At 63.1% G+C, this 11,387-nt stretch carries 14 protein-coding genes; 7 read left to right on the top strand and 7 right to left on the bottom strand.

Going from position 1 to position 11,387, the window contains the following annotated elements:
- Nucleotides 1-417, bottom strand: coding sequence for an EVE domain-containing protein (locus ACI3KW_RS18035; RefSeq protein WP_404849243.1), 417 nt, complete (start codon nt 415-417; stop codon nt 1-3).
- Nucleotides 418-479: 62 nt separating this feature from the next.
- Nucleotides 480-794, bottom strand: coding sequence for a YkvA family protein (locus ACI3KW_RS18030; RefSeq protein WP_404849242.1), 315 nt, complete (start codon nt 792-794; stop codon nt 480-482).
- A 146-nt stretch (nt 795-940) separates the two neighbouring features.
- Here ACI3KW_RS18030 and ispG point away from each other — a divergent pair, with 146 nt between their 5' ends.
- Nucleotides 941-2,182, top strand: coding sequence for a flavodoxin-dependent (E)-4-hydroxy-3-methylbut-2-enyl-diphosphate synthase (ispG, locus tag ACI3KW_RS18025; RefSeq protein ID WP_404849284.1), 1,242 nt, complete (start codon nt 941-943; stop codon nt 2,180-2,182).
- 6 nt (nt 2,183-2,188) lie between these two features.
- Here the strand turns inward: ispG and ACI3KW_RS18020 are convergent, their stop codons facing one another.
- The 3 genes from ACI3KW_RS18020 to ACI3KW_RS18010 are packed head-to-tail and all read right to left on the bottom strand — an operon-like array spanning nt 2,189 to nt 4,224.
- Nucleotides 2,189-2,674, bottom strand: a complete 486-nt coding sequence (locus tag ACI3KW_RS18020) for a YbaK/EbsC family protein (RefSeq protein WP_404849241.1) — start codon at nt 2,672-2,674, stop codon at nt 2,189-2,191.
- Between the two features lie 11 nt (nt 2,675-2,685).
- A complete protein-coding gene (locus tag ACI3KW_RS18015) occupies nt 2,686-3,318 on the bottom strand; it encodes an MOSC domain-containing protein (RefSeq protein ID WP_404849240.1) in 633 nt (210 codons plus the stop codon).
- A 3-nt stretch (nt 3,319-3,321) separates the two neighbouring features.
- Nucleotides 3,322-4,224 carry a polyprenyl synthetase family protein gene (locus ACI3KW_RS18010; protein ID WP_404849239.1) on the bottom strand — a complete coding sequence of 301 codons (903 nt, stop codon included), beginning with the start codon at nt 4,222-4,224 and terminating at the stop codon, nt 3,322-3,324.
- A gap of 207 nt (nt 4,225-4,431) precedes the next feature.
- Here ACI3KW_RS18010 and ACI3KW_RS18005 point away from each other — a divergent pair, with 207 nt between their 5' ends.
- From ACI3KW_RS18005 to fumC, 3 genes are all read left to right on the top strand, one after another.
- Nucleotides 4,432-5,148, top strand: coding sequence for a transglycosylase domain-containing protein (locus ACI3KW_RS18005; protein WP_404849238.1), 717 nt, complete (start codon nt 4,432-4,434; stop codon nt 5,146-5,148).
- Nucleotides 5,149-5,429: 281 nt separating this feature from the next.
- Complete coding sequence (gene rpmF / locus ACI3KW_RS18000) at nt 5,430-5,609, top strand: 50S ribosomal protein L32 (protein ID WP_035097219.1); 180 nt, start codon at nt 5,430-5,432, stop codon at nt 5,607-5,609.
- A 125-nt stretch (nt 5,610-5,734) separates the two neighbouring features.
- Entirely contained in the window at nt 5,735-7,135 is a 1,401-nt protein-coding gene (fumC, locus tag ACI3KW_RS17995) for a class II fumarate hydratase (RefSeq protein ID WP_404849237.1), read from the top strand.
- Between the two features lie 45 nt (nt 7,136-7,180).
- Here the strand turns inward: fumC and ACI3KW_RS17990 are convergent, their stop codons facing one another.
- Both ACI3KW_RS17990 and gloB read right to left on the bottom strand, forming a co-directional pair.
- Nucleotides 7,181-7,441, bottom strand: a complete 261-nt coding sequence (locus tag ACI3KW_RS17990; protein WP_404849236.1) for a hypothetical protein — start codon at nt 7,439-7,441, stop codon at nt 7,181-7,183.
- 139 nt (nt 7,442-7,580) lie between these two features.
- Nucleotides 7,581-8,348 carry a hydroxyacylglutathione hydrolase gene (gene gloB, locus ACI3KW_RS17985; protein ID WP_404849235.1) on the bottom strand — a complete coding sequence of 256 codons (768 nt, stop codon included), beginning with the start codon at nt 8,346-8,348 and terminating at the stop codon, nt 7,581-7,583.
- 103 nt (nt 8,349-8,451) lie between these two features.
- Between gloB and ACI3KW_RS17980 the strand changes: the two genes are divergently transcribed.
- The 3 genes from ACI3KW_RS17980 to ACI3KW_RS17970 all read left to right on the top strand — a co-directional run bounded on the left by ACI3KW_RS17980 (nt 8,452) and on the right by ACI3KW_RS17970 (nt 11,322).
- Entirely contained in the window at nt 8,452-9,183 is a 732-nt protein-coding gene (locus tag ACI3KW_RS17980; protein WP_113119888.1) for a class I SAM-dependent methyltransferase, read from the top strand.
- 70 nt (nt 9,184-9,253) lie between these two features.
- Nucleotides 9,254-10,351 carry a histidinol-phosphate transaminase gene (gene hisC / locus ACI3KW_RS17975; RefSeq protein ID WP_404849234.1) on the top strand — a complete coding sequence of 366 codons (1,098 nt, stop codon included), beginning with the start codon at nt 9,254-9,256 and terminating at the stop codon, nt 10,349-10,351.
- The gene (locus ACI3KW_RS17970) at nt 10,345-11,322 is read left to right on the top strand and encodes a prephenate/arogenate dehydrogenase family protein (protein WP_113119887.1); all 978 of its coding nucleotides are present in this window, start codon (nt 10,345-10,347) and stop codon (nt 11,320-11,322) included. Before hisC ends, ACI3KW_RS17970 begins: the two co-directional genes overlap by 7 nt.
- Nucleotides 11,323-11,387: the final 65 nt, after the last annotated feature.

Genomic DNA, 11,387 nt, shown 5'->3' with positions numbered 1-11,387 from the left:
CTAGATCCTGGCCCCCATGGCTTGGGCAATCCTGCCGAAGTCATGGGCGCTGATCTCGAACAGGCCAAAGCGCATCTGGTAACCCCAGTTCGTCCGGCCGCGGGTGAATTCGAGCTGGTCCAGCAAGGGGGCGATTGACGCGTCGGCCGCTTCGACATAGTCCACGTCGCGGCGATAGGCCGTCCCGCCGCCCATTTCACCGGCATAGATGTCGCCCGGTTTCACCCGGCCGATCAGCGTGAAGGCCTGCAACTTATCCTTGCCGCGGAAAGTTTCGGCGGGAGAATAATAGATCACGCCATCGCCGGGCGAGAGCCGGCGCAGTGGCGCGGCCTTGCCGTGATTGACCTGCATGAAACCGGCTTTGCCCTTGCGGGCGTGCTCGGCCGAGGCCACAGCTATCCAGTATCGTTCCATACCAATTCTCCTGCCGATGACGCCATCTAGCAGGAGCGGGTGTCAGAAAATGGCAGTGGCCACTAAAGCCGCCGCGCCCGGCCATTGATGGTCTGGTCATTGCGCTCGCGCATATCGGCGCGGACCGGCACCGGCAGCCGCGAAACGATCCAGCTGACCATCAGCGGCACCAGGATCAGATCATCCATCCAGCCCGCCAGCGGGATGAAGTCGGGGATGATATCGATCGGGTTGACCAGATAGAAGGCGACAAACAGCGTCGCCGCCTTGAGATGGAGCGGGGTTTCCGGCGCGAACAGCGTCTTCCACAGCAAGAGCGCTTCCTTGCGGAAGAGCATGATGCGCGGGATGAAGCGGGACGTCAGGAGCTTGAACATGCACCTTAAATGGTTGCCTTGGGGCCGGGTTCAAGATGGTGCGGCAATTGTGATCGCGACACGTCTTCGCCATCATCAATCAGAAACATTGCGCAGATAGGCTCGGAGGCTTATTTCTGCGGCCAACAGCTTTAGACAGGTGAATGATGGCGGGTCCGGCGGCACGCAGGCAATCGGTAGGTGTGGATGTCGGCGGGGTGCTTGTCGGCGGCGGCGCGCCCGTGGTCGTGCAGTCCATGACCAATACCGACACGGCCGATATCGACGCGACGGTCAAGCAGGTGATGCAACTGGCGCGGGCGGGTTCCGAGATCGTGCGCATCACCGTCGATCGCGACGAGTCCGCGGCGGCCGTGCCGATCATCCGCGATCGCCTCGCCTTCATGGGCTATGACGTGCCGCTGGTGGGCGATTTCCACTATATCGGCCACAAGCTGCTCACCGACCACCCCGCCTGCGCCGAAGCCCTGGCGAAATATCGCATCAATCCGGGTAATGTCGGCTTCAAGGCCAAGCGCGACACGCAGTTTTCGACGCTGATCGAGATTGCCAACCGCTACAACAAGCCCGTCCGTATCGGGGTGAACTGGGGTTCGCTCGACGAGGAACTGCTGACCAAGCTGATGGACGAGAACGCGGCCTCCGCGGCGCCGATTTCGGCCTCCGCCGTGCAGCGCGAAGCGATCATCCAGTCGGCGCTTCTGAGCGCGCAACGCGCCGAAGCGCTGGGCATGGGGCGCGACAAGATCATCCTTTCCACCAAGGTCAGTGACGTCCAGCATCTGATCGCGGTCTATCAGGACCTCGCCGCCCGCTGCGATTATGCCCTGCATCTGGGGCTGACCGAAGCGGGCATGGGCACCAAGGGCGTCGTGGCCTCGTCGGCCGCCCTGGGGATCCTGCTGCAGCAGGGCATTGGCGACACGATCCGCATTTCCCTCACGCCCGAGCCGGGTGGGGATCGCACCACCGAGGTCAAGGTGGCGCAGGAATTGCTGCAGACCATGGGCTTCCGCCAGTTCCTGCCGGTGGTCGCTGCCTGCCCCGGTTGCGGGCGCACCACGTCCACCACGTTCCAGACGCTGGCCAAGGATATCCAGGATCACCTCTCCCATTCCATGCCCGAATGGAAGGAACGCTATCCTGGCGTCGAGGGCCTGTCGGTGGCCGTCATGGGCTGCATCGTCAATGGCCCGGGCGAGAGCAAGCACGCCAATATCGGCATTTCTCTACCCGGCACGGGCGAAACCCCGGCCGCGCCGGTCTTCGTCGACGGTGAAAAAGTCGCCACCCTGCGCGGCGCCGACGTCGCCGACCAGTTCAAAGCGATGGTGGCCGATTATATCGAGCGCAAATTCGGGACGGGGCAGAAGACCGCGGCGGAATAGGCCGGGTCAGCCGGCTTCGGCAATTTCGACCGGCGGCTGGCACGCATCCACCCATTTGCCGCCACACAGCTCGGCCAGCCGCGCGACGCTGAGCCGCACCGAAGCGTGGGTCGAGCCGCCAGCCGGGATGACCAGCTCATACACTTTGAGCGAAGCGTCGAGATAGATCGGCAAAGGCTGCGGCAGCCCGAAGGGGCAGACGCCGCCGACCTGATGGCTGGTCAATTGTTCGACCTCCTCGGCCCCCAGCATGCGCGGGCGGCCGCCAAAGGCCGCCTTGGATTTCTGGTTGTCGAGCCGCGCATCGCCGCGGGTGACCAGCAGCAGCACCTCGCCATTGACGCGGATGCACAGCGTCTTGGCGATCTGGCCGGGTTCGACCCCATGCACATCGGCGGCCAATTGCACGGTGGCGGTGGAGTGCTCGGTGACTTCGACCATGAGGTCAGGCGCGCGGGCAGCGAGATCGGCTTGGACGGAGGCAAGGCTCATGACAAAAGTTCTCAGAATAGGCTGGCGAGGCGGGTTTCAAACTTGAACCGCGTCTTTTCGCGGATCGGGGTGGCGAGTGCCCGGCGCATGAAGGCGGGGTCGATTTCCCTCGCGCCGTCGAGTGCCATCAACTCGCTGACCGTGACGCGCTCGCCGGCAAAGGGCTGGTAGCCCACATCCATGCCCGCTTCGACCGCGCCCGGCGTCAGCACCCGGCAATAGGCGCCGGGGCGGTTGGCGCGGTGGAAGCGCCGGACCCAGCCCGGATCGCCCATGCGCGCGGCAAAGGTCATGCAGGGCGTGCGGTGATAGGTGACTTCGAGCAGTGCCGGGCCCATGGCGAAGCGATCGCCAATGGCAATTTCACGGCCCTCGACGCCGCCAATGGTCAGGTTCTCGCCAAAGGTGCCCGGCACGATCGATTGGCCGAATTCATCGGCCCACCACAGATAGTCATCGGCGAAATAGACATAGATGGCCTGATCGCTGCCGCCGTGATGCTTGCGGTCGCAAATGGCATCACCCGCCAGGCCCAGCCGCTCGATATCGGCTGTGGCGACCGGCGTCTTGATGATGCCGGTCAGCGGGGCATAGCCCGGAATGTGCTGGGCCGCGCCCAGATTGATGCTGAGCAATTGGGCCATGGCTCAGTTTTCCCGGCTGGCGAAATAGCGGGCGGTGGCGCGCAGGCCATCGGCCTTGGGGCCGAAGGTGCGCAGGGCCGATTGGGCGGAGGTGACGGTGGCCTTGAGATGCTCGCGGGCTTCCTCGATGCCGATACGGGCGACCAGGGTCTGCTTGCCTTTGGCCTCGTCCTTGCCGGTGGCCTTGCCCATGGCCTCGGGCGTAGCGGTGACGTCGAGGATATCGTCGGCCAGTTGGAAGGCGCGGCCGGCGGCCTCGGCATAGGCAGTGAGTGCGGACAGAGCCCGTGGATCGGCCCCGCCCAGAATGGCGCCCATGCGCACGCTGGCCCGGATCAGCGCACCGGTTTTCATGGCCTGCATGGTGGCAACGTCATCGCCAGAAAAGCCGCCCGCCTCGCCCTCGATATCGCGCATCTGCCCCCCGGCCATGCCCCCGGCGCCGCTGCCCGCCACCAGTTCAGTCACCAGCGTCACGCGCGTGGTGGGATCGGGATGGCATTCGGGGGAAGCGAGCAGGCCAAAGGCGTGGGTGAGCAGCGCATCACCGGCCAGGATCGCCGTAGCCTCGTCAAAGGCCTTGTGCACGGTGGGGCGGCCGCGGCGCAGGTCATCATCGTCCATGGCGGGCAGATCGTCATGGATCAGCGAATAGCAATGGATCATTTCGACGGCCAGCCCGGCGATCAATGCGGCATGCGGCGGCACGTTGAAGATATTGGCGGCCTGGCGCACCAGCAGCGGCCGCAGCCTTTTGCCGCCACCCAGGCTACCATGCCGCATGGCGGCGATCAGTCGATCCGCAGCCGGGCCGGGGCCGCTCAGCCGGTCGGCCGTCAATTGCCGGTCAAGCGCGGTTTCCACGGCCAGGGCGCAATCGGCAATGTCGGCGGCAAAATCGTACATGGCTCGTTGCTAGCCGGTTTGGGGCGTGGGCGGCAAGGGGATACGATCCAACACCTAGCACGGTGTCATTCCCGCGAAAGCGGGAACCTCCGTTTGCTGTCTTTTGCATCGTAAAACAGAGGTTCCCGCTTTCGCGGGAATGACATTGTGGGTGGAAATGGCCGCCAGCTCTTTGCCCCGCCCGCTGCTGCCGCTATGGAATGGTCCATGGCACGAGCACGCAAACCCAAGGGCATCTGGCGCATTCTGCGTCCTCTTTGCATGCTGGCCGCTGCCCTCATTGCCATCCCGCTGGTGCTGACCCCCGTCTATCTCGTCATCGATCCGGTCTCGGTGCCCATGCTCGAGCGCTATGTCACCGGGCGCCCCGTGGTGCGCGAATGGCGCGATATCGGGGAGATTTCCGATCGCCTCAAGGCGGCTGTGGTGCTGTCCGAAGATGGCCAATTCTGCCGGCATTGGGGCGTCGATCTGGGCGCTCTGCGCGACGAGGTCGAGCGCTATATGGCGGGCGAGGATGCGCGCGGCGCCTCGACCATCACCATGCAGGTGGCGCGGAATCTGTTTCTCTGGAACGGGCAAAGCGTGGTGCGCAAGGCGCTCGAAGTGCCGCTGGCGCTCTATGTCGATCTGGTGCTGCCCAAAAGGCGGATCATGGAAATCTACCTCAACATTGCCGAATGGGGCCCTGAAGGCCAATTCGGCGTGGCGGCGGGGGCGCAGCGGGCCTTCGGCATCGAACCACAGAACCTGGATTGGCGGACGGCCACGCTGTTAGTCACGGCCCTGCCCAATCCCATGCTGCGCCAGCCGGGCCGGCCCTCGGGCGGCATGCTGCGCATTGCCGGCATCGTGCAGAACCGGACCCAGCAATATGGCGACCGCGCCAGCTGCGTCGGGGAGGGCGGGCGTCTGGCGCTGTGAGGGGCACTGCAACCGCCTCATTCACCGAGTCTCCCTCGGGCTTGACCCGAGGGCCACTCGCCGCTCATACCGAATTGGGAATGGCCCTCGGGTCAAGCCCGAGGGAGGCGCTGTGGGTGAAACAGAGCTCTTCGTTCGTCCTACTGTTCACAGGGTCCATTCCACCACAAAACCCACTAGCCAAGCCCCCCGTCTTGCTCTATAGACCCGGTCAATCCCAACAGAGATAAGTCTCTGGGCCGCTTTGGCGGCGCAACGATATTGAATTCGGAGTACCGACCATGGCAGTGCCAAAACGAAAGACCTCGCCGATGAAGCGCGGCTTCCGCCGCTCGGCCGACGCTCTTGCCAACCCTACCTATGTCGAAGACAAGGATTCGGGCGAGCTGCGTCGTCCGCATCACGTCGACCTCAAGACCGGCATGTATCGCGGCCGGCAGATTCTCGACGTCAAGAAATAAGCCGAAGACGAGCTGCAGCCATGCGCTCGGATTTGTAGATAATGCAACGGCCGGTCCCGATGGGGATCGGCCGTTTTGCTTTGACCATGCCGCCAAAAAGAAGCGGCCCACACTCGGAGATTTCCATGAGCATGCGCGTTGAATCGGACTCGATGGGCACCATCAATGTCCCGGATAACAAATATTACGGCGCGCAGACGGCACGAAGCCTGGCCAATTTCGATATTGGCGGGGAAAAAATGCCCAAGGAAATCGTGCATGCCTTCGGCATTCTGAAAAAGGCCGCGGCTTTGGCCAATAACAAACTTGGCCTGCTCGACGACAAGACACGCGACCTGATCGTCGCTGCCGCCGACGAGGTGATTGCCGGCAAGCTGGAAGACCACTTCCCGCTCGTCGTCTGGCAGACCGGCTCGGGCACCCAGTCCAATATGAATGTCAACGAGGTGATCTCCAATCGCGCCATCCAATTGGCCGGCGGCACCATGGGCTCCAAAAAGCCCGTCCACCCCAATGATCATGTCAATATGAGCCAGTCGTCCAACGACACCTATCCGACTGCCATGCATATTGCGGCCGTCGAGGCGCTGGAGAATTACCTGTTTCCGCGCGTCGAAAAGCTGCGCGACACGCTGGCCTCCAAGTCGGAAGAATTCATGGATGTGGTCAAGATCGGCCGCACCCATCTGCAGGATGCAACGCCCCTGACGCTGGGCCAGGAAATGAGCGGTTGGGTCGCCCAGCTCGATCTGGCCGTGCAGGCCATCAAGGTCACCATTCCCCAGCTCAAGGAACTGGCGCTGGGCGGCACCGCCGTCGGCACCGGGCTCAATGCCCATCCCGATTATGCCGTGGCCGTGGCCAAGGAGATCGCCACGCTGTCCGGGCATGACTTCGTCACCGCCCCCAACAAATATGCTGTCATGGCCGGCCATGACGCCTTTGTCGGCACTTCGGGGGCGCTGAAGCAACTTGCTGCCGCCCTGATGAAGATTGCCAATGACGTGCGTTGGCTGGCCTCCGGCCCGCGCTCGGGCCTGGGCGAAATCACCATTCCGGAAAACGAGCCGGGCAGCTCGATCATGCCGGGCAAGGTCAATCCGACCCAGTCCGAAGCCATGACCATGGTGGCTGTGCAGGTGATGGGCAATGATGCCGCGATCGGCTTTGCCGCCAGCCAAGGCAATTTCGAGCTCAACGTGTTCAAGCCGGTGATTGCGTACAATTTCCTGCAATCGGTGCGGCTGCTGGCCGATGCGGCGCGCTCGTTCAACGACAATTGCGCCATCGGCATCGAGCCCGACCGCGCCCGCATCAAGGAATTGGTCGACAAGTCGCTGATGCTGGTCACCGCGCTCAATCGCAAGATCGGTTACGACAACGCCGCCAAGATCGCCAAGACCGCGCACAAGAACGGCACCACGCTACGCGAAGAAGCCATCGCCTTGGGCCTGCTCACCGGCGAGGAATTCGACGCCGAAGTGAAGCCCGAACAAATGGTCGGACCGCTCAAGCTGAAGAAGTAGGGCGGGTTCCCGCCTCGGGCTCGACCCGAGGGGCAGTAATCCCCGCTAAGCCAGAAGCGTCTTACGATAACCCGGCGGCATGCGCCGCTGGGTGGACCGGGCGCGGCTGGCATAAAGGCCGATGGCGCCTTCGAGCGGTGGCCGCTGGCGGGGACGCTGCTGTCCCAGTTGCGCCCTTCCGGTCAGCAATTGGCTGACGAAAGCCGCGCCGGTCTGGCTGCGCAGCAGCGAGGGTTTGGGGCCCGCCGGTTCGAGCGCGACCGGCAGTCCCGATATAGGCCCGATTTCCGTCTCAAAATCAGCCATTTATGCCTCGCCTGTATCAAAGCGGGCCAGATTGTCCCGGAATGGGACGGGTGCTCTGGCGCGTTACCCTATACAGGGCAAACGTTATGCCAGATGCTAACAGTCTGTTAACCTATTGCAGCGCGAAAGCGGTGGATTGTCAGAAACTATCCTTGCCCTTGCGCAGGGCCGCGAACACTTCGGCGGGCGCCGCATTCTCCAATCCATAATAGGCGGCGATCACCTTATCGTCCGCCCGCAGGAACGGATTGGTGGCTTTTTCGGTTCCCAGGCTCACCGGAATCGTAGCCTTGCCGGCCTGCCGCAGCGCCTTGACCTCTTCGGCCCGCGCCTGCAGCGCCTTGTTGTCGGGATCGACCGACAGCGCAAAGCGGGCATTGCTCTCGGTATATTCATGGCCGCAATAGATCAGCGTGTCGTCGGGGAAGTCACGTAACGCCTTGATTCCATTCCACATTGGTTCTGGCGTGCCCTCGAACATCCGCCCGACGCCGAGCGAGAACAGCGCGTCAGCGGTGAACAGATGCTTGCCGGCCTTGTCGTGGAAAACCACGTGACCCAGCGTATGGCCGGGCGTGGCATAGACATCGAACACCGTCTCGCCCAGTTGGATCTGGTCGCCGGCCTCCACCAGCTCATCCAACCCGGCAATCTTGTCGGCCTCGGCCCTGGGGCCAACCACCCGAACGCCATATTCCGCCTTGAGTTCGGGGATAGCCTCGACATGGTCGATATGGTGGTGGGTGATGAAAATATCGCTGAGCGTCCAACCCCGGTAGAGCAAGGCATTCTTGATGGCGGCGGCCTCGGGAGCATCGATGGCGGCGGTGCGGCCGGTGGCGGTGTCGTGCACCAGATAGCCGAAATTGTCGCTGCGCGCCGCAAAGACGTCGACGATCAAACCCATGAAACTGCTCCTTGAATAGATTATTGCCCGAAAGCTAGCTGCGCGCACCTGACATGGCAAAGGCCCATTAGACAAGTTCATCGCACTGCGGCAGAGTTAGCATATGACGAGCGATGTCACCCGCCTGATTGGCTATTACAAATCTCCCCTGGGCCGGATTTCCCGCACACTGGTGCGCGAACAGGTGCTGGGCCTGGCCGGCGATGTAGCAGGCCTGCGGGTCCTGGGGCTGGGCTTTGCCACGCCCTATATGCGCTTTGCACTGGGCAAAGCGGAACGGGTGCTGGCCTTCATGCCGGCGCGGCAAGGCGCGTCGGCCTGGCCGCGCGAGGGCCCGTCCCATACCGTTTTGTGCGATCCGCTGGAAATGCCGCTGACCGATGCCTCGATCGATCTGACCATTGCCGTGCATATGCTCGAGCATGTGTCGGATGATGAGGAATTGATGCGCGAATTGTGGCGGGTGACCGCACCCAATGGGCATCTGATTCTGGTCGTGCCGCGGCGGCGCGGCATCTGGGCGCAGCGCGACAATACCCCCTTCGGCTCGGGCAATCCCTATTCGGGCGGGCAGCTGGAAAAGCTGCTGCGCGACCATAGTTTCGTGCCCGTGGCCTGGCGGGACGGGCTGTTCTTGCCCCCGTTCCAGTCTTCGCTGGTGCTGAAATCAACGCGCTTTTTCGAGGGCGTCGGCCGGTTGTTCGGCCCGGCGATGAGCGGGGTGATCTGCGTGCGGGCGCGCAAGGAGGCGTTTCCTGCCGTCCCCCGCCGCAAGAAGGAAGAGCGCTTCGTGCGCGTACCGGGCTTGAGCGCTGCGACCGCACGCCAGGGCTAGTGCTTTCCTTTGCCATAGCGCGTTAGGTTGACTATGGTCCGCGCGGTTTTGACCCCCGATAAGCAGCACCATGTCCGACGATCTTCGCCCAACGCCGCAGCCCGGCATTCTCGACATTTCGCCCTATGTGCCCGGCAAGTCCGGCGCGCCGGGCAGCAAGGTCGTCAAGCTCTCGTCCAATGAATCTCCCTTGGGGGCCAGCCCCAAGGCGATCGAGGCGTTTCGGTCGGTCGCCGATCATCTGGAAATCTATCCCGAAGGGTCTTCGAAAATCCTGCGCACGGCGCTGGGCGAGGTGCATGGCATCGATCCCGAACGTATCGTCTGCGGCAATGGCTCGGACGATCTGCTGCACCTGCTCGGGCAATGCTATCTGGGCGAGGGCGATGAGGCGCTGATGAACCAATATGGTTTTTCGGTTTATCCCATCATTACCAAGGCGACGGGCGCCAGTATCGTCAAGGTGGATGCCACCAATTACGCCGCCGATGTCGATGCACTGCTGGCCGCAGTGACGCCGCGCACCAAGATCGTCTGGCTGGACAATCCGAACAATCCGACCGGCACCTATCTCAGCGACGCCGAAGTGCGGCGGCTGCATGCCGGGCTGCGGCCCGATATCCTGCTCGTCATCGACAGCGCCTATGCCGAATATGTGACGGCGGCGGATTATTCGGTGGGGCTGGAGCTGGTTGGTGAGGCCTACAATGTCGTGATGGTTCGCACTTTCTCCAAAATGGGGCTGGCGGCGGCGCGTATTGGCTGGATGGTGGGCCCGGCCCACATCGTGGACGTCATCAACCGCATTCGCGGGCCGTTCAATGTCAATCTGCCGGCGCAGCTGGCGGGAGCGGCGGCTACGCGCGATGTCGAGTTCACCGCCCGGCTCAATGCGCATAATGCCAAGTGGCGTGACTGGCTGGTGAGCGAGCTGGATGGCAATTACATGCATGTCGTGCCCAGCCAGGCCAATTTCGTCATGGTGCTGTTTCCCGATGCCGAGCATGCCGCGCTGGCCTTCGAGACGCTGATGCAGCGCGGCTTGATCGTGCGCGAAATCGGCACGTCCTATGGTATTCCGCATGGCTTGCGCATTTCCATCGGCAGCGAACAGGCCATGATTGGCGTTGCCGGCATTCTCAAGGCATTGGTGAAAACCGCATCATGAGCGTCAAATTCCGCAAACTCGCGCTGATCGGCATTGGGCTGATCGGCTCCTCCATCGCGCTGGCCGCCCGCCGGCAGGGGCTGGCCGAAGTGATCGCCATATCCACCCGCAAGAGCGAAACGCTGGAAGAGGCGCGGGCGCTCAATCTGGGCGATATCTATACGCTGGACGCCGCCGAAGCCGTACGCGGTGCGGACCTGGTGATCCTTTGCGCGCCGGTGGGCGCCTATGAGGCGATTGCCAAGGCCATTGGGCCAGCGCTGGAGCCCGGCGCAATCCTTTCCGATGTCGGGTCGGTCAAGGCGCATGTGGTCAAGGTGGTGGGTCCGCATGTGCCCGCTGGCGTGAGCTTTATTCCGGGGCACCCCATTGCAGGCACCGAGCATTCGGGGCCGTCGGCGGGCTTTGCCGAGCTGTTTGCCGGCCGCTGGTGCATTCTGACGCCGCAGCCCGATGTGCCGCAGGCGCAGACTGAAAAGCTCGCGGCTTTCTGGGAAGGCATGGGCAGCGATGTCGAAATCATGGAAGCGGGACACCACGATATGGTGCTGGCCATTACCAGCCATATTCCGCATCTGATCGCCTACAATATTGTGGGCACGGCGGATGACCTCGAAACCGTCACCAAGTCCGAAGTCATCAAGTTCTCGGCGGGCGGTTTCCGTGATTTTACCCGTATTGCCGCATCCGATCCGGTGATGTGGCGCGATGTGTTCCTGACCAATCGCGAAGCGGTGCTGGAAATGCTGGGGCGGTTTCTTGAGGACCTCTCCGTGCTGCAGCGGGCGGTCGATAGCGGGGACGGCCCGGCGCTGGAGTCGATTTTTACCCGTACGCGCGCCATTCGTCGCTCGATCATTTCGGCTGGGCAGGAAACCGCCGCCCCCGATTTCGGCCGGCCGCACGAGGCGCCGCCCGCGCCCGCCGCGCCTCTGTTTGTGCGCGAGCATGGCGGGGGCGACGACGCCTAGGATTTAGCTGAGGCTGGCCTACAAATGGCAGTTTTCTGCGCTTCCGGTGCTCACGTACAAAAAGT

It is taken from the genome of Devosia sp. ZW T5_3 (genome assembly GCF_044987315.1).
In the GTDB taxonomy this organism is placed as follows: Bacteria; Pseudomonadota; Alphaproteobacteria; order Rhizobiales; family Devosiaceae; genus Devosia.
This window is presented reverse-complemented; position numbering and strand designations above follow the sequence as displayed.

Coding starts and splice junctions, on each gene's coding strand:
- ACI3KW_RS18030 (WP_404849242.1), bottom strand. CDS start 794: ATGTTCAAGCTCCTGACGTCCCGCTTCATCCCGCGCATCATGCTCTTC.
- hisC (WP_404849234.1), top strand. CDS start 9,254: ATGTCCGACGATCTTCGCCCAACGCCGCAGCCCGGCATTCTCGACATT.
- ACI3KW_RS18005 (WP_404849238.1), top strand. CDS start 4,432: ATGGCACGAGCACGCAAACCCAAGGGCATCTGGCGCATTCTGCGTCCT.
- ACI3KW_RS18015 (WP_404849240.1), bottom strand. CDS start 3,318: ATGGCCCAATTGCTCAGCATCAATCTGGGCGCGGCCCAGCACATTCCG.
- ACI3KW_RS18020 (WP_404849241.1), bottom strand. CDS start 2,674: ATGAGCCTTGCCTCCGTCCAAGCCGATCTCGCTGCCCGCGCGCCTGAC.
- ACI3KW_RS18010 (WP_404849239.1), bottom strand. CDS start 4,224: ATGTACGATTTTGCCGCCGACATTGCCGATTGCGCCCTGGCCGTGGAA.
- rpmF (WP_035097219.1), top strand. CDS start 5,430: ATGGCAGTGCCAAAACGAAAGACCTCGCCGATGAAGCGCGGCTTCCGC.
- gloB (WP_404849235.1), bottom strand. CDS start 8,348: ATGGGTTTGATCGTCGACGTCTTTGCGGCGCGCAGCGACAATTTCGGC.
- ACI3KW_RS17990 (WP_404849236.1), bottom strand. CDS start 7,441: ATGGCTGATTTTGAGACGGAAATCGGGCCTATATCGGGACTGCCGGTC.
- ispG (WP_404849284.1), top strand. CDS start 941: ATGGCGGGTCCGGCGGCACGCAGGCAATCGGTAGGTGTGGATGTCGGC.
- ACI3KW_RS18035 (WP_404849243.1), bottom strand. CDS start 417: ATGGAACGATACTGGATAGCTGTGGCCTCGGCCGAGCACGCCCGCAAG.
- ACI3KW_RS17980 (WP_113119888.1), top strand. CDS start 8,452: ATGACGAGCGATGTCACCCGCCTGATTGGCTATTACAAATCTCCCCTG.
- fumC (WP_404849237.1), top strand. CDS start 5,735: ATGAGCATGCGCGTTGAATCGGACTCGATGGGCACCATCAATGTCCCG.